Origin of the sequence: Vibrio sp. 1F279 (assembly GCF_041439815.1) — a bacterium.
Lineage (GTDB): Bacteria > Pseudomonadota > Gammaproteobacteria > Enterobacterales > Vibrionaceae > Vibrio > Vibrio tasmaniensis_A.
In genome coordinates this window covers 1-16,252 of sequence record NZ_JBGOOU010000019.1, presented here as the reverse complement: position 1 = coordinate 16,252, position 16,252 = coordinate 1, and the positions used below count along the sequence as shown (strand labels likewise).

The following is a 16,252-nucleotide window of genomic DNA, read 5'->3' as shown; positions in this document are numbered from 1 at the left end:
AATATGTGACCGATTTATTAAGCCAAGACGAAATTGATGCGCTATTACATGGCGTTGATGATGTTGAAGACGTTGAAGATGTCTTAGAAACCGAAAGTGACAATACGGTCAATTTTGATTTCTCATCACAAGATCGAATCGTTCGTGGTCGAATGCCGACCCTTGAACTTATTAACGAGCGTTTCGCACGTCATATGCGTATTAGCTTGTTTAATATGTTGCGTAAGACGGCTGAAGTGTCGATCAACGGCGTACAGATGATGAAATTTGGTGAGTACCAGAACACACTCTATGTACCCACAAGTTTAAACATGGTTCGCTTCCGCCCGTTAAAAGGTACTGCGCTAATCACGATGGAAGCTCGGCTAGTTTTCATTCTTGTAGAGAACTTTTTTGGTGGTGATGGTCGTTTTCACGCCAAGATTGAAGGTCGCGAATTTACACCAACAGAAAGACGAATTATTCAGTTACTACTGAAAATTGTTTTTGAAGATTACAAAGAAGCTTGGTCTCCCGTGATGGGCGTTGAGTTTGAATACTTGGACTCTGAAGTAAACCCAAGTATGGCTAACATTGTGAGTCCAACCGAAGTGATTGTTGTGAGTTCATTTCACATTGAAGTCGATGGCGGCGGCGGTGATTTCCATGTGGTTATGCCTTACTCAATGGTTGAGCCGATTCGTGAATTGCTGGATGCTGGTGTCCAATCAGATAAAATGGAAACCGACGTTCGTTGGAGCTCTGCATTGCGTGATGAAATCATGGATGTGCCAGTCAACTTCCGTGTCAATTTGCTCGAGCAAGATATCTCTTTGCGTGATTTGATGGAACTTCGTCCTGGGGATGTTATCCCGATGAATATGCCTGAGCATGCAACCATGTTTGTTGAAGAACTGCCGACCTATCGTGTTAAAATGGGCCGTTCTGGAGAGAAGCTCGCGGTACAGATTTCTGAAAAAATTGAAAGACCTCATGTGGTCAAAACCGATCTCGCCTTTCTTGGCAAAGACTTAATGTCTGAGTTGGAAAATAGCGAAGATGAAGAATAGCAAAGTAGATAAAAGTATAGGAATTGGTAATGGAACCTAGTGAAGATCAAAAGCTAGCAGACGAATGGGCTGCAGCACTTGGTGAAGACCCTTCAGCGCCGTCAATCGATGTTGATGATGTTCTCGCGGCACCACTTGATGAGTTAACCGACTCATCGTCTCCAATTTCAGAAGATGAGCGTCGTAAGCTGGATACCATTATGGATATCCCAGTGACTATCTCAATGGAAGTCGGACGCTCTCAAATTAGTATCCGTAACTTACTTCAATTGAACCAAGGTTCGGTTGTTGAGCTAGATAGAATTGCTGGTGAGTCACTTGACGTGATGGTTAACGGCACTCTGATTGCTCATGGAGAAGTGGTTGTGGTGAATGACAAATTTGGTATTCGTTTGACAGACGTTATTAGTCAAACAGAACGAATTAAGAAGTTGCGTTAATGAGCTTCTTGTCTCAAAGACTGGCGGGCTCTTCTCTCGGAATGACAGGTTTTTCTCGCAGAGTCTTGGGAGTAGGGCTACTTGCTACTCCTTCTATTGCCTTTGCGGCAACGCCTCCTTCTCTCGATTTAGCGACCACCTTTGGGTCGCTAATTTTCGTTATAGCCTTCATTTTATTTATTGCTTGGCTACTGAAGCGAATGCAAGTGCCTGCGATGTCGAATCAACAAGGTTTGGCTATTATTAGGCAAATTCCGGTAGGCACAAAAGAACGTATCGCTATTGTACAAGCGGGTGATGAACAGTTCTTGGTAGGCATTACCACACAATCGATTCAGCTGATCTCTAAGCTCGATAAACCTCTTACTCAGGAGATGCTGGAAAAAAGTACATTTTCAAGTCAGCTTTCCCAGCTAATAAAAAAAGATGCAAACAAGTAACGGATTTTTGAATCCATTTTACTTTTGCCATGCCGGATTTTTCCGTACGGTGAAAGTGTGGTTGGTTCAGCTCATTATATTCTGCTCTCTCGTATTTAGCGTGTCAGTATTTGCACAGGTTGAAGATGGCACTGTCATTCCTGCGAATACCGCTGGATCTGAGTCGGTCACCATCAGTACGATGCAGCAAGATCAAGCCAAATCGAAGACTATGACCACTGGTAGCTTAACCGGTAATGGTGGCGGCATACCTGCATTTACCATGACCACCAATGCCAATGGCGGTGAAGACTACTCGATTAACCTGCAAATTCTTGCGTTAATGACCATGCTTGGCTTCTTGCCGGCGATGGTTATTTTGATGACATCGTTCACCCGTATTGTGGTTGTGATGTCTATTTTGCGTCAGGCAATGGGTCTTCAACAAACACCTTCAAACCAAGTGATTATTGGCATTGCGATATTTCTGACCTTCTTCATCATGTCGCCAGTAATCAGTCAGGTCAATGAACAAGCTGTTCAGCCTTATTTGAATGAACAGATATCAGCGCGACAGGCGTTTGATGTTGCCCAAGGGCCGATTAAGTCTTTTATGCTTAAACAGACTCGAATCAAAGATCTTGAAACTTTTGTTGAGATATCCGGTGCGCAAGTAACTAACCCAGAAGATGTTTCAATGGCGGTTCTGATTCCCGCGTTTATCACGTCTGAATTGAAAACAGCTTTCCAGATAGGCTTTATGTTGTTCTTGCCGTTCCTAATTATCGACTTGGTGGTGGCATCAGTTTTGATGGCCATGGGTATGATGATGTTGTCACCAATGATTGTATCGTTGCCGTTTAAGTTGATGTTGTTCGTCCTTGTTGATGGTTGGAATTTGATACTCTCCACACTCGCCGGCAGTTTTGCCTTGTAGCTGGGGGAAGCATGAATCCTGAAATATTCGTAGATTTGTTCCAAGATGCCCTTTGGATGGTATTAATTATGGTTTGCGCCATAATTATCCCTAGCCTGCTGATTGGTTTGGTTGTGGCTGTTTTCCAAGCGGCTACTTCGATTAATGAACAAACTTTAAGTTTCCTACCACGTTTGATCGTGACGTTATTAGCGTTGATGATGTTTGCACATTGGATGACCCAAATGATGATGGAGTTCTTTTTCGAACTCATCGAACGCTTGCCACAAGTTCTGTACTAAACCGATATGGAATACCCAACGAGCCTTGTACTAGAGTGGTTAGCCAATTATTTTTGGCCCTACACTCGCATCTCAGCCATGCTGATGGTGATGACAGTAACCGGTGCACGCTTTGTGTCGCCGCGTATTCGTCTGTATTTAGGTTTAGCGATCACCTTTGCGGTGATGCCTGCGATCCCCGCTGTTCCTAAAGAGATTGAACTGCTCTCTTTCCAAGGTTTCTTGACGGTATTTGAACAAATCGTGATTGGCGTTGCCATGGGGTTTGTCACCCAATTCATGATTCAAACTTTCGTAATGCTCGGCCAGATCTTAGGTATGCAATCAAGCTTGGGTTTCGCCTCTATGGTGGATCCGGCTAACGGGCAAAACACGCCAGTACTGGGCCAATTGTTTATGTTGCTAGCGACCATGTTTTTTTTGGAGACTGACGGTCACTTGAAAATGCTGCAGCTGGTGGTGTTCAGCTTTAAGACTTTACCCATTGGCAGTGGAAGTTTGACCTCTGTTGATTATAGAGAGCTTGCTCTGTGGTTGGGTATCATGTTCAAAACAGCATTAGCAATGTCATTGTCTGGTATTATTGCGCTGCTGACGATTAACCTTTCGTTTGGTGTAATGACGCGTGCGGCGCCTCAACTAAATATCTTTTCTTTGGGTTTCTCATTTGCGCTACTCGTGGGCCTATTGCTTTGTTGGTATATCCTTGGCGGCTTGTTTAGTCACTATGAGTTATTTTGGATACAAACCGAACAACAGATATGTCGTCTAATCAGGTTAGAGTGCTAGGAGACTAAAATGGCAGAGTCAGACGGTCAAGAACGCACGGAAGACGCCACGCCCAAACGCTTGCAACAGGCCAAAGAGAAAGGGCAGGTTGCAAGGTCAAAAGAGTTAGCGTCGGCGTCGGTACTTATTGTTGGTGCGATTGCTTTAATGTGGTTTGGTGAATCGATGGCGAAAGGTTTGTTCGAAACAATGCAACGTCTGTTTTCTCTGAGTCGGGAAGAAGTTTTTGATACCACAAAACTTCTCGAAATTGCGGGTGGCGCATTAGTGAACCTGTTGTTCCCGCTGTTCTTAATCCTGATAACCTTATTTGTTGCAGCCGTCATTGGTGCTGCGGGTGTCGGGGGGATTAATTTCTCTATGCAGGCGGCGATGCCTAAGGCGTCTAAGCTAAACCCACTCAGTGGTATTAAGCGTATGTTTGGCCTGCAGAGTTGGGTTGAACTGTTGAAATCTATCTTGAAAGTGGCACTTGTTTCGGGAATGGCCATCTATCTTATTCAAGCTTCTCAACACGATTTAATGCAACTGAGCATGGAGGTATACCCACAGAATATCTTCCACGCTTTAGATATCTTGCTCAATTTTATTCTACTGATCAGCTGCTCTTTGCTTATCGTGGTGGCGATTGATATCCCGTTCCAGATTTGGCAACACGCCGATCAGCTGAAGATGACCAAACAAGAAATTAAAGATGAGCACAAAGATACTGAAGGTAAACCTGAAGTTAAGGGCCGCATTCGTATGTTGCAAAGAGAAGCAGCCCAGCGCCGTATGATGGCTGACGTACCTCAAGCGGATGTGATAGTGACCAACCCGGAGCACTTCTCGGTGGCTCTACGCTATAAGCAGAATCAAGACAAAGCCCCCGTTGTAGTGGCTAAAGGTGTTGATCATATGGCAATGAAGATTCGTGAAATTGCACGTGAAAATGACATCTATATTGTTCCTGCGCCACCATTGGCTAGGGCGCTTTATCACACTACCGAGTTAGAACAACAAATTCCTGACGGTCTGTTTACAGCGGTTGCTCAAGTTCTTGCATATGTATTTCAGCTGAAACAGTACCGAAAACGAGGCGGAGAGAGGCCAAAACTCCAAGATTCTAATATGCCGATCCCACCTGATTTACGACATTAGATCAATTGCTTGAGCTCTGCTTGATGAACCCTGATAATAGCGGGCTAGCTAATCCTCTTTTTAAAGAGGCGATGGCAATAATTTGACGAATAGTGTTGGTACAGTGTTTGCTATATCAACCCCGAATATTATAAGCCGATCATTAATAACCTTAGCATTGTAAATCTGAGCATTATAGGCCCAGTCATTATAAATCCTAGCGTTATAAATCCCGAGTATATAAAGCTTAGTATTATAAACCTGTGCATTTGAACCTATGCACTATAAACCATAGCAACATAGCTTAGACCTGAGCTTCAACAAATAGCTTAGTGAGATGGCTACAACATAGCGAAACTGTCTAGACTTATGAAATTCTCCCTGCCTTTTGCGGACAAGCTGCCTAAAATCCCTAATCGTGCGATGCCTGCAATTGGCGCGCCCGTTATGGTACTTGCGACGCTCGCTATGGTGGTGTTGCCAATACCAGCCTTCTTGTTGGACATGTTCTTCACGTTCAACATTGCACTGTCCATGGTTGTATTACTGGTTTCGGTTTATACCCGCAGGCCTTTGGACTTCGCTGCATTCCCGACCGTACTTCTGATTGCGACTCTACTTCGATTAGCTTTGAACGTTGCTTCGACACGTGTGGTATTGCTTCATGGTCACGAAGGTGGTGACGCGGCCGGTAACGTTATCGAAGCCTTTGGTAACGTGGTTATCGGCGGCAACTACGCGGTAGGTCTAGTGGTGTTCTTGATTTTGATGATCATCAACTTCATGGTTGTAACCAAAGGTGCGGGTCGTATTTCGGAAGTAAGTGCGCGTTTCACCCTAGATGCTCTTCCGGGTAAACAGATGGCAATCGATGCCGACTTGAATGCGGGTTTGATCGACCAAGATCAGGCTCGTACTCGACGTTTTGAAGTGACCAAAGAGGCTGACTTTTACGGCTCGATGGACGGTGCATCTAAGTTTGTTAAAGGCGATGCAATAGCCGGTATCTTGATATTGTTCATCAACATCATTGGCGGCTTGAGTATCGGTATGGCTCAGTTTGACCTTGGTTTTGGTGAAGCCATCGAAATCTATACGCTACTGACTATCGGTGATGGTCTGGTTGCACAAATACCATCGCTGTTACTTTCTATTGCTGCGGCGATGATGGTAACGCGTCAAAATACTGATGAAGACATGGGCGAACAACTTGTCTTCCAAATGTTCGATAATCCTAAAGCCCTAATGATCACCGCTGCTATCCTCGGCATCATGGGTATTGTTCCTGGTATGCCATATTTCTCCTTCTTGAGCCTTGCTGTGGTTGCTGGGGCTGGGGCTTACTTTATCGATAAAAAGAACAAGGCAAAGGTAGAAGAGAAAAACCTACCTGCAACCGCTAATGCCAATGGTGATAAGCCCGCATCGCAAAAAGAACTGTCTTGGGATGATGTTCAACCGGTAGACATTATTGGTCTCGAAGTGGGGTACCGCTTGATTCCTTTGGTCGATAGAGACCAAGGTGGTGAATTGCTTGAGCGCGTGAAAGGTGTACGGAAAAAGCTGTCTCAAGATTTTGGTTTCTTGATTCCAGCAGTACACATTCGCGATAATCTGGAACTGACACCAAACAGCTATCGAATTACCCTGATGGGGGTAGCGGTTGGTGAGGCTGAGATCAAGCCGGACATGGAGCTCGCGATTAACCCTGGCCAAGTCTATGGGATGATAGATGGAGAGCCGACGATTGACCCTGCCTTTGGCCTTGAAGCCGTCTGGATTCGTGAAGAGCAGCGTGAACACGCACAAGCCTTAGGTTATACGGTTGTAGACTCTTCAACCGTACTTGCCACACACCTTAGCCAGCAGTTAACGAATAACGCTTCACAGTTGATTGGCCACGAAGAAGTTCAAAACTTACTTGAGATGCTTAGCCGATCAACACCTAAGCTGGTGGAAGGTTTTGTACCGGATCAATTACAGCTTGGTGTGGTTGTGAAAGTTCTACAAAACCTACTGAATGAAGCGATTCCAATTCGTGATATTCGAACCATTGTCCAAACTTTGTCGGAGTACTCTTCTAAGAGTCAAGAACCTGACATATTAACTGCAGCTGTTCGTATCTCACTAAAACGACTAATTGTTCAAGAAATCAATGGTATAGAGCCAGAATTACCAGTTATAACCTTGATTCCTGAGTTGGAACAAATCTTGCATCAAACCATGCAGGCATCCGGCGGAGAATCTGCTGGTATTGAACCTGGTTTAGCCGAACGTTTACAGACCTCACTCAGTAACGCGACACAAGAGCAAGAACTGAAAGGTGAGCCAGCGGTATTATTGACCTCTGGTGTTTTACGTTCGACTCTGGCTAAGTTCGTGAAAAACACGATCCCAAGCTTGAGAGTATTATCTTACCAAGAGATACCAGACGAAAAGCAGATACGTATAGTACAAGCTGTTGGTAATTAAGCCGCCTAATTAGAACGGACGATCGAATTGAAAATTAAACGATTTTTTGCAAAAGATATGCGAACAGCCCTGCTCCAAGTTAAAGAAGAACTTGGCTCAGAAGCGGTGATCATGTCTAACAAAAAGGTCGCAGGTGGTGTGGAAATTGTTGCCGCTATTGATGGCGATTCCAGCCCGTCGACAGCAAGTCCCAGACTCAATAAACCTCAGCAGCCTACGCAAAGCCAGTACACTCAAATGTCTGAGCCCAAATTGCCAACTGGGCGTCGTCAATTAGATGATGACAAGGTTAGCATCCAGCCGAATGCAGAAGGTGGACGCTCAATGACCAAGCGCTTTGCGAATATGCTAAAGCAATACAGTCATGGCGCCGACGATGAGCAACAACATCGCGCTGAAAACGAAGACTCGTTATCAGCATTGCTCAATCGCCAGTCAAGTAACGGTCATCAACCTCAGAGTAGCCAGCATTCTAGCGGCAGCCTTGACTCGGCCTTTGCTCGTGAAACGGGTTTATCTAAATTGATTGCCGAAGATCGCAGAGTAGAGCGTCCAGCACCTCGCTTAGATCCTACCCGTTATGATCGTGGTCGAGAGAACACTCAATCCAAAGGTTCAGATACTGAAATGGAAACGATGCGCGACGAGATGACTTCAATTCGTCGTTTATTAGAGCATCAAGTCTCTGGGCTCATGTGGCAAGAAGTCGAACGTCGCGAACCTTTGCGAGCGATGCTTATCAAGCGCCTAGAACGTATGGGTGTTTCGGCAGAACTCGCCGATCAAATGGCCTGTTACATTCCAGAAGACACAAAACCAGCACGAGCATGGAAAGCCTTGCTTGCTCTGGTCGCTGATCAAATCTCAGTAACACAAAAAGATATTTTAAAACGCGGCGGTATTGTGGCCTTACTTGGCCCGACTGGCGTAGGTAAAACAACAACCGTTGCTAAGCTCGCAGCCCGTGCAGCAATGGAGTACGGTGCAGACAACGTTGCTCTTGTGACAACAGATACATATCGCATAGGTGCACATGAGCAGTTATCGATTTATGGTCGAATTATGGGTTGTCCTGTAAGAGTTGCTAAAGATTCTAGTGAATTGGCCGATGTAATATATCAGTTACGTAATCGTCGCCTGATTCTAGTCGATACTGCAGGTATGGGGCAGCGAGATGTTCGCCTATCTGAGCAGTTAGACACATTGATGCAAGAGAGTGGTTCCGTTATCAATAGTTACCTTGTGTTACCCGCAACCGCGCAACGCAAAGTACTACAAGAAACCATTGAACACTTTAGAAGAATCCCGCTGTCGGGATGTATCCTGACGAAGCTGGACGAATCACTTAGTTTGGGTGAGTTCATCAGTGTGGTAATACAAAATGCATTACCAGTTGCTTATATAGCAAATGGTCAACGAGTTCCTGAAGATATCGTTATTGCTCAGCCAAAGTACATGATTGCTAAGGCCAATGAGTTATTAGAAAAATCGACAGAGAATGAACCTCATTACTGGAATAGCGATTCTGAAGGGCTCTAGGCGGCGGATAAATATGAATGAGAATATGATACACGATCAAGCTAGCGGCCTCCGTCGCTTAACCCAGCCTTCACTCACAAAAGTTATCGCTGTAACGGGTGGCAAGGGAGGCGTAGGTAAATCGAATGTAACGTTAGGTATGGCTATTTGTATGGCTCGCCAAGGCAAGAAAGTCATGGTGCTGGATGCCGATTTAGGATTAGCTAACGTAGACATCATGCTCGGCATTCGTTCTAAACGAAATCTTGGGCATGTGTTGGCTGGCGAGTGTGAACTTAAGGATGCGATTGTCGAAGGGCCGCACGGAATTAAAATTATTCCAGCGACATCAGGCACACAAAGCATGACTGAACTTTCACACGCTCAACACGCCGGGTTGATTCGTGCTTTTGGTTCGCTTGAAGATGAGATGGATATCTTATTGGTTGATACCGCAGCGGGTATATCCGATATGGTCATCAGCTTTTCAAGAGCTGCGCAGGATGTGGTTGTGGTGGTTTGTGATGAACCAACGTCGATTACTGATGCATATGCATTGATTAAGCTGTTGAGTCGAGAGCACCAAGTACAGCGATTCAAAATTGTTGCAAATATGGTCAGAAGCTATCGCGAAGGCCGAGAATTATTTGCAAAGTTGACTTTGGTCACAGAGCGCTTCTTGAATGTGAGCCTCGAACTCGTAGCATGTATTCCTTTAGATGATAAAGTACGTCAATCAGTTAAGAGACAGAAAATCGTAGTCGATGCGTTTCCTCGCTCTCCAGCTGCATTGGCAATCAGATCTTTGGCTAATAAGGCATTGACCTGGCCAATACCAAAAACACCAAGCGGACACTTGGAGTTTTTTGTTGAAAGGCTGCTAAACCGTACTGAATTTATAGAGGAACCATTTGGTGAATAAAGCGCTTACTTACGATCAACATGCTAATCACAATAGCCAGCAGGCTTTTTTTGAGAAGTACTCTGTGTTGGTTAAGCGTATCGCTCATCATTTGTTGGGGCGATTACCGCCTAATGTATTAGTTGATGACTTGATTCAAGCCGGCATGATTGGCCTGATTGAAGCACAGCAGAACTATGATGGTACTAAAGGCGCAAGCTTTGAGACGTACGCAGGTATTCGAATTCGTGGGGCAATGTTGGATGACATTCGCCGCGGGGATTGGGTCCCGAGATCGGTTCATAAAAACAATCGAGAAATCAGTAGTGCAATCGCGGAATTAGAGGGCACTCTCAATCGCGATCCCAGTGATGCTGAGGTGGCAAAGCACATGGGGCTGAGTTTAGACCAGTATCACAGTGCTTTAACTGATATTAATTGCTCAAAATTGGTAGGGATAGAAGACTTAGGTGTCTCTGATGATGTAATATCTCCGAATGAAGATTCTCAAGATAATACGCCTTTTCAAGGGGTTGCAGATGAATCATTCCGCCAAGCTTTGATCGACTCGATAAAACAACTTCCGGAAAGGGAAGGCCTCGTGCTTTCGCTTTATTACGACGAAGAACTCAATTTAAAAGAGATTGGGGAAGTATTAGGTGTCAGCGAATCTCGTGTCAGCCAAATACTAAGCCAATCTATGCAGCGTTTACGCACTAAGTTAAGTGCTTGGACACAGAACGACTAACAACACTGATTTTATTCAGTGGAGGCTAATTTGAACAAAAACATGAAAATTCTCATTGTTGATGATTTTTCAACGATGCGCCGAATTGTTAAAAACCTACTTCGCGATTTAGGTTTCAACAACACTCAAGAAGCAGACGATGGCTTGACCGCGTTACCTATGCTGAAAAAAGGCGAATTTGATTTCGTGGTAACTGACTGGAACATGCCGGGTATGCAAGGTATTGATCTTCTAAAACACGTCCGTGCAGACGCTGAACTTAAGCACCTTCCAGTGCTTATGATCACAGCAGAAGCTAAGCGTGAGCAGATCATCGAAGCAGCGCAAGCGGGTGTTAATGGTTACATTGTGAAGCCGTTCACTGCCGCAACTCTAAAAGAGAAACTCGACAAGATTTTTGAGCGTTTATAAGCACTCATAAGAACCTGTTTCAGGCGCTTCATAGAGAGACATTAACTTTTTTGTTTCCCGTTTACCTCTAAAGCTGAAGCGTCACAAACTATGCGGAGTAAGGCCGGACTCAGGATGATTTCATTAGAACAAGCAAAAAAATTAGTAGAGCTGCTTGAAAACGACGAGCAGCAAGGTGCTGATTCTCTTGTTAGAAGCATTTATGAAGATAATTTTAATCTTCAAGATAACCCAATGCTTCAAGAAATAGGCAGTCTGACTCGTGACCTCCATGATTCTTTGACACAATTCAACTTTGACGAGCGTATTAACGTTATCGCAAAGGATGAAATCCCTGACGCCAGGGATCGCCTTCAATATGTCATTGATAAAACGGAAGTTGCGGCGAACAAAACGATGGACGCTGTCGATCGCTGTATGCCAATTGCAACTAATTTACACGAGTGTTTACTTCAAGTAAGGCCTCAATGGAATGAACTGATGCATGGCCGCATTGAGCTAGTAACATTCAAAGCTTTATGCCACCGCATTGATGGATTACTTGTCCAAGTAGAAGGCGATAGTACTGAACTACGTGGACAACTGACTGAAATCTTGATGGCTCAGGATTTCCAAGATTTAACTGGGCAGATTATTAGCAAAGTTATTACCTTGGTGAATGAGGTTGAAGGACGTCTGGTAGAGATTCTCACCGTATTCGGTGCGAATCAAATAGAACCCACACCAGAGACAGATAAGAAAGCATCTATTGCTCCTGAGGGGCCGATCATGAACCCAGAAGCTCGTGAAGATGCTGTTGCATCTCAAGATGAAGTCGACGATTTGTTATCCAGTCTTGGATTTTAAAGGTAACGTATGAGCTACGATTTAGACGAAGATATTCTTCAGGACTTTTTAGTCGAAGCAGGGGAGATCCTTGAACTCCTATCAGAACAACTGGTAGAGCTAGAGAATAACCCTGACGACAAAGAACTACTAAACGCTATTTTCCGTGGTTTCCATACAGTAAAAGGTGGTGCTGGTTTCCTAGCATTGACCGAGCTGGTGGATACTTGTCATGGTGCTGAGAATGTGTTCGACATTCTAAGAAATGGCCAACGCAGTGTAACATCAGGTCTAATGGATACGATGCTACAGGCTTTAGATACAGTCAATGTACAGTTTAAAGCCGTGCAAGATGAGGAAGCTTTAGTACCAGCAGACCAATCTTTACTGGATGAACTTCATCGCCTCTGCAAGCCAGAGTCTGAAGATGAAGTGGCACCAGTAGAGGCTCCAGCACCGGTTATCCCTGAGCCTATCGTTGCAGCTCCTGAGCCTGTTATTGCTCCGGAACCTACTGCTGAAAGTACAAACATCAGTGCATCTTCCGTGGATGATATTTCTGAAGATGAATTTGAGCGTTTACTTGATGAACTTCACGGTAAGGGTGGTTCACCAACGACATCATCTCTAGACACACCAGCGCCAGCACCTGTGGCACCTCAGCCAGTTGCTGCGAGTGGTGACATTACTGACGACGAATTTGAAAAGTTGTTAGATGAGTTGCATGGTGCAGGTCAAAGCCCGACAGCTGCAAGCTCAACGCCACCACCTCCTCCAGTCGCTCCGGTAGCCAAAGCACCAGTAAAGTCTGAAGGCGATGACCTAATGACTGATGCTGAGTTTGAGAGTTTACTTGACCAGTTACACGGTTCAGGTAACGGCCCTTCAATTGAAGAGTTGGATGCTGCGACTAAGCCTGTACAAGCGAAGCCTGAGCCTGTTGCGCCGAAAGTCGCTCCTAAACCACAGCCTGCTCCTGTTGCTGTAAAAGCAGAGCCTAAGCCTAGCGTACCAGCAAAAGCTGAAGTTAAAGCGCCTGCGAAGAAGCAGCAAGCTGAAGCCACAGTTCGTGTTGATACATCAACACTGGATACCATCATGAACATGGTGGGTGAGCTAGTCTTGGTCCGTAACCGCCTTGTTAGCTTAGGTTTAAACAGCAATGACGAAGAAATGTCGAAAGCTGTCTCTAACTTAGACGTTGTTACTGCTGACCTACAAGGTGCAGTAATGAAGACGCGTATGCAGCCGATCAAGAAAGTATTTGGTCGATTCCCACGCGTTGTCCGTGACCTTGCTCGTACCTTGAAGAAAGACATCGTTCTTGAAATGCGTGGCGAAGAAACGGATCTTGATAAAAACTTAGTAGAAGCACTTGCTGATCCCCTGATTCACTTGGTGAGAAACTCTGTTGATCATGGTATCGAAATGCCGGACGACCGTGTTGCTGCGGGTAAATCTAAAACCGGTAAAGTGATTCTGTCTGCCTCTCAAGAAGGCGACCACATTGAACTGGCTATCGTTGATGATGGCGGCGGTATGGACCCTGATAAGCTTCGTGCTATCGCGGTTAAGCGCGGTCTGATGGATGATGATGCAGCGTCTCGCCTAACAAATAAAGAGTGTTTCAATCTAATCTTTGCTCCTGGCTTTTCAAGTAAAGAAAAGATCTCAGATATCTCTGGCCGTGGTGTAGGTATGGACGTTGTGAAAACAGCGATCAACACACTGAATGGTTCAATTGATATCGACTCAGAGATGGGCCAAGGCACCAAGATAACCATTAAGGTTCCGTTGACACTTGCGATTCTACCAACCTTAATGGTCGGTGTTGCGGGTCACCCGTTCGCATTGCCACTGGCTTCTGTAAATGAAATTTTCCACCTAGACCTAAGCCGCACAAACGTGGTTGATGGCCAGCTAACGATTATCGTTCGTGATAAGTCTATTCCACTGTTCTACTTACAAAATTGGCTTACACCTAAAGAAGGTCTTGTTGAAGGACGTCAAGGTCATGGTCATGTTGTTATTGTGCAACTTGGTAGTCAACGTGTTGGTTTTGTTGTCGATGCGCTTATCGGCCAAGAAGAAGTGGTTATTAAGCCACTTGATAAGCTTCTACAAGGCACGCCAGGAATGGCAGGTGCGACAATTACAAGTGACGGTCACATAGCATTGATTTTAGATGTGCCGGACTTGTTGAAGCAGTACGCAGCTGCATCAAGAATTTAACTTAAGGATAAATATGGCGATTAAAGTATTAGTCGTTGATGATTCGAGCTTCTTTCGTCGTAGAGTAAGCGAGATCATCAACTCGGAGGCTCGCCTAGAAGTCATCGATGTAGCAGTAAACGGTAAAGAAGCGGTTGAGAAAGCGAAAAAGCTAAGACCTGACGTAATTACCATGGACATCGAGATGCCTGTCATGGACGGTATTACTGCCGTTCGTGAAATTATGGCTGCGTCTCCGACGCCTATTTTGATGTTTTCATCGCTAACGCATGATGGTGCAAGAGCAACGTTAGATGCGTTAGATGCTGGTGCTCTAGATTTCTTACCTAAGAAATTTGAAGACATCGCTCGTAACCGTGACGATGCTGTCGCATTGCTTCAACAGCGCGTGATTCAGATTGCGGCAAAGCGCGCGTTTATGCGACGCACTCCTGTTGCGCCAAGAGCTACTGCAACAGCTACGGCGCCATTGCGTCAATCTATTTCAGCAACAGCCCCTGCTGCTAAACCAGCGGTTGCTTCAACCGCGAAATTCAGAGCCTCGGGTAAAAAGTATCAATTAACTGCTATTGGTACTTCTACTGGTGGGCCAGTTGCACTACAGAAAATTTTGACACGCATCCCTGCCAGCTACCCACATCCGATTGTGTTAGTGCAGCATATGCCAGCAACGTTCACCGCTGCTTTTGCTAGCCGATTGAATACCTTGTGTAAGATTGAAGTTCGTGAAGCTCAAGACGGAGACCTGTTGAAACCTGGGGTGGCTTATCTTGCTCCAGGCGGAAAGCAAATGATGATTGATGGTCGCCCGGGTTCGGCGCGTCTGAAGATTATCGATGGTGGTGACCGAATGAACTACAAGCCTTGTGTCGATGTCACTTTTGGTTCTGCAGCTAAGATCTACGGCGATAAAGTGTTGTCTATGATACTGACCGGTATGGGAGCTGATGGTCGAGAAGGTTCTCGCATGTTAAAAACAGCGGGTTCGACCATTTGGGCGCAAGACGAAGATAGTTGTGTTGTATATGGTATGCCTCAAGCTGTAGCAAAAGCTGGCATTTCTACTGAAGACCTACCTCTAGACCGCGTTGCGGAACGGATTTTGGTCGAAGTTGGGTTAGCTTAGGTAAATCGACATGATTGTTTGGAGTGTTGCAAACCAAAAAGGTGGCGTTGGGAAAACGACGACGACAGTGACCCTAGCTGGCTTACTTGCCTTAAAGGGTCATCGTGTGTTGTTGGTTGATACTGACCCACATGCATCACTAACCACCTATCTGGGTTACGACTCAGATACGGTGGAATCGAGCCTGTTTGATCTGTTCCAGCTGCGTGAGTTTTCTACGCAAGCTGTGAGAGCATTGACTATACAGACCGAAATTGAAGGTATCGATATTATTCCCGCACACATGTCATTGGCGACATTAGACCGTGTAATGGGAAATCGAAGTGGTATGGGCTTGATCTTAAAGCGTGCTTTAGCCGCTTTGAAAGATGACTATGACTACGTGCTTATCGATTGTCCGCCTATTCTTGGTGTGATGATGGTGAATGCGTTGGCTGCCAGTGATCGTATCTTGATTCCGGTACAGACTGAATTTTTGGCGATGAAGGGTTTAGAGCGCATGATTCGCACTCTAACCATTATGCAGAAGTCTCGCAAAACACCGTTTAAGGTGACGATTGTCCCGACGATGTACGACAAGCGAACGAAAGCATCATTGCAAACATTGACTCAGCTTAAAGATGACTATCCAAACCAAGTTTGGACCTCTGCTGTGCCGATTGATACCAAGTTTCGCGATGCCAGTCTAAAACGTTTGCCAGCATCTCATTTCGCATCGGGTAGCCGTGGTGTATTTGCTTATAAACAGCTGCTTATTTATCTCGAGAGGTTAGCGATAAATGAGCGCGAATAACGAATCGACATTGACGCAACCAAGTTTATCGAGTGAACAAGCAATCGATGATTACTTTACTGCGCTGTTAGGCGATGAAAACTTTGAATCTGATGCTTTTCTTGTTGACGAGTCTAGCGACGAATCACAAACTAAAAAGCCAGAGCCAGAGCCAGAGCCAGAGCCAGAGCCAGAGCCAGAGCCAGAGCCAGA

Annotated in this window: 16 protein-coding genes and 1 pseudogene; all 17 read left to right on the top strand. The window is 45.2% G+C overall.

Annotated features, from left to right (window positions below):
- Positions 1-5 precede the first annotated feature (5 nt).
- Positions 6-1,049, top strand: a complete 1,044-nt coding sequence (gene fliM / locus ACED60_RS14595) for a flagellar motor switch protein FliM (RefSeq protein WP_009848546.1) — start codon at positions 6-8, stop codon at positions 1,047-1,049.
- Between the two features lie 29 nt (positions 1,050-1,078).
- On the top strand, positions 1,079-1,489 hold the full coding sequence (gene fliN, locus ACED60_RS14590) for a flagellar motor switch protein FliN (RefSeq protein WP_004739851.1): 411 nt from the start codon (positions 1,079-1,081) through the stop codon (positions 1,487-1,489).
- Positions 1,489-1,929, top strand: coding sequence for a flagellar biosynthetic protein FliO (gene fliO, locus ACED60_RS14585; protein ID WP_065678595.1), 441 nt, complete (start codon positions 1,489-1,491; stop codon positions 1,927-1,929). The genes fliN and fliO overlap by 1 nt, the downstream gene beginning before the upstream one ends.
- Positions 1,916-2,845, top strand: a complete 930-nt coding sequence (gene fliP / locus ACED60_RS14580) for a flagellar type III secretion system pore protein FliP (protein ID WP_009848544.1) — start codon at positions 1,916-1,918, stop codon at positions 2,843-2,845. The genes fliO and fliP overlap by 14 nt, the downstream gene beginning before the upstream one ends.
- Before the next feature lie 11 nt (positions 2,846-2,856).
- A complete protein-coding gene (gene fliQ, locus ACED60_RS14575) occupies positions 2,857-3,126 on the top strand; it encodes a flagellar biosynthesis protein FliQ (protein WP_009848543.1) in 270 nt (89 codons plus the stop codon).
- Between the two features lie 6 nt (positions 3,127-3,132).
- Positions 3,133-3,915 (top strand): flagellar biosynthetic protein FliR, encoded by a 783-nt coding sequence (fliR, locus tag ACED60_RS14570; protein ID WP_009848542.1) that lies wholly within the window; start codon positions 3,133-3,135, stop codon positions 3,913-3,915.
- Positions 3,916-3,924: 9 nt separating this feature from the next.
- Positions 3,925-5,055, top strand: a complete 1,131-nt coding sequence (gene flhB, locus ACED60_RS14565) for a flagellar biosynthesis protein FlhB (RefSeq protein ID WP_371727862.1) — start codon at positions 3,925-3,927, stop codon at positions 5,053-5,055.
- Between the two features lie 348 nt (positions 5,056-5,403).
- The gene (flhA, locus tag ACED60_RS14560) at positions 5,404-7,506 is read left to right on the top strand and encodes a flagellar biosynthesis protein FlhA (RefSeq protein ID WP_371727861.1); all 2,103 of its coding nucleotides are present in this window, start codon (positions 5,404-5,406) and stop codon (positions 7,504-7,506) included.
- Between the two features lie 27 nt (positions 7,507-7,533).
- The gene (gene flhF / locus ACED60_RS14555; protein WP_017101966.1) at positions 7,534-9,045 is read left to right on the top strand and encodes a flagellar biosynthesis protein FlhF; all 1,512 of its coding nucleotides are present in this window, start codon (positions 7,534-7,536) and stop codon (positions 9,043-9,045) included.
- A gap of 13 nt (positions 9,046-9,058) precedes the next feature.
- Positions 9,059-9,946, top strand: coding sequence for a MinD/ParA family protein (locus ACED60_RS14550; RefSeq protein WP_371727860.1), 888 nt, complete (start codon positions 9,059-9,061; stop codon positions 9,944-9,946).
- Positions 9,939-10,673, top strand: coding sequence for an RNA polymerase sigma factor FliA (locus tag ACED60_RS14545; RefSeq protein ID WP_009848537.1), 735 nt, complete (start codon positions 9,939-9,941; stop codon positions 10,671-10,673). The genes ACED60_RS14550 and ACED60_RS14545 overlap by 8 nt, the downstream gene beginning before the upstream one ends.
- Positions 10,674-10,715: 42 nt before the next feature.
- Positions 10,716-11,084 (top strand): chemotaxis response regulator CheY, encoded by a 369-nt coding sequence (gene cheY / locus ACED60_RS14540; RefSeq protein WP_012603445.1) that lies wholly within the window; start codon positions 10,716-10,718, stop codon positions 11,082-11,084.
- 114 nt (positions 11,085-11,198) lie between these two features.
- Positions 11,199-11,930, top strand: coding sequence for a protein phosphatase CheZ (locus ACED60_RS14535; RefSeq protein WP_065678596.1), 732 nt, complete (start codon positions 11,199-11,201; stop codon positions 11,928-11,930).
- 9 nt (positions 11,931-11,939) lie between these two features.
- A complete protein-coding gene (locus ACED60_RS14530; protein WP_371727859.1) occupies positions 11,940-14,141 on the top strand; it encodes a chemotaxis protein CheW in 2,202 nt (733 codons plus the stop codon).
- A 13-nt stretch (positions 14,142-14,154) separates the two neighbouring features.
- Positions 14,155-15,267, top strand: a complete 1,113-nt coding sequence (locus tag ACED60_RS14525) for a chemotaxis response regulator protein-glutamate methylesterase (RefSeq protein ID WP_371727858.1) — start codon at positions 14,155-14,157, stop codon at positions 15,265-15,267.
- A 10-nt stretch (positions 15,268-15,277) separates the two neighbouring features.
- A complete protein-coding gene (locus ACED60_RS14520; RefSeq protein ID WP_009848532.1) occupies positions 15,278-16,060 on the top strand; it encodes a ParA family protein in 783 nt (260 codons plus the stop codon).
- Positions 16,047-16,252, top strand: a pseudogene (locus ACED60_RS14515) (chemotaxis protein CheW); the annotation flags it as partial. The gene ACED60_RS14520 and the pseudogene ACED60_RS14515, both read left to right, overlap by 14 nt.

What these genes read in the sequence shown, in the direction of transcription:
- ACED60_RS14525 (WP_371727858.1), top strand. Translation starts at nt 14,155, where the DNA reads ATGGCGATTAAAGTATTAGTCGTTGATGATTCGAGCTTCTTTCGTCGT.
- ACED60_RS14550 (WP_371727860.1), top strand. Translation starts at nt 9,059, where the DNA reads ATGAATGAGAATATGATACACGATCAAGCTAGCGGCCTCCGTCGCTTA.
- fliQ (WP_009848543.1), top strand. Translation starts at nt 2,857, where the DNA reads ATGAATCCTGAAATATTCGTAGATTTGTTCCAAGATGCCCTTTGGATG.
- fliO (WP_065678595.1), top strand. Translation starts at nt 1,489, where the DNA reads ATGAGCTTCTTGTCTCAAAGACTGGCGGGCTCTTCTCTCGGAATGACA.
- ACED60_RS14530 (WP_371727859.1), top strand. Translation starts at nt 11,940, where the DNA reads ATGAGCTACGATTTAGACGAAGATATTCTTCAGGACTTTTTAGTCGAA.
- ACED60_RS14520 (WP_009848532.1), top strand. Translation starts at nt 15,278, where the DNA reads ATGATTGTTTGGAGTGTTGCAAACCAAAAAGGTGGCGTTGGGAAAACG.
- flhB (WP_371727862.1), top strand. Translation starts at nt 3,925, where the DNA reads ATGGCAGAGTCAGACGGTCAAGAACGCACGGAAGACGCCACGCCCAAA.
- flhA (WP_371727861.1), top strand. Translation starts at nt 5,404, where the DNA reads ATGAAATTCTCCCTGCCTTTTGCGGACAAGCTGCCTAAAATCCCTAAT.
- fliN (WP_004739851.1), top strand. Translation starts at nt 1,079, where the DNA reads ATGGAACCTAGTGAAGATCAAAAGCTAGCAGACGAATGGGCTGCAGCA.
- ACED60_RS14535 (WP_065678596.1), top strand. Translation starts at nt 11,199, where the DNA reads ATGATTTCATTAGAACAAGCAAAAAAATTAGTAGAGCTGCTTGAAAAC.
- fliP (WP_009848544.1), top strand. Translation starts at nt 1,916, where the DNA reads ATGCAAACAAGTAACGGATTTTTGAATCCATTTTACTTTTGCCATGCC.
- cheY (WP_012603445.1), top strand. Translation starts at nt 10,716, where the DNA reads ATGAAAATTCTCATTGTTGATGATTTTTCAACGATGCGCCGAATTGTT.
- fliR (WP_009848542.1), top strand. Translation starts at nt 3,133, where the DNA reads ATGGAATACCCAACGAGCCTTGTACTAGAGTGGTTAGCCAATTATTTT.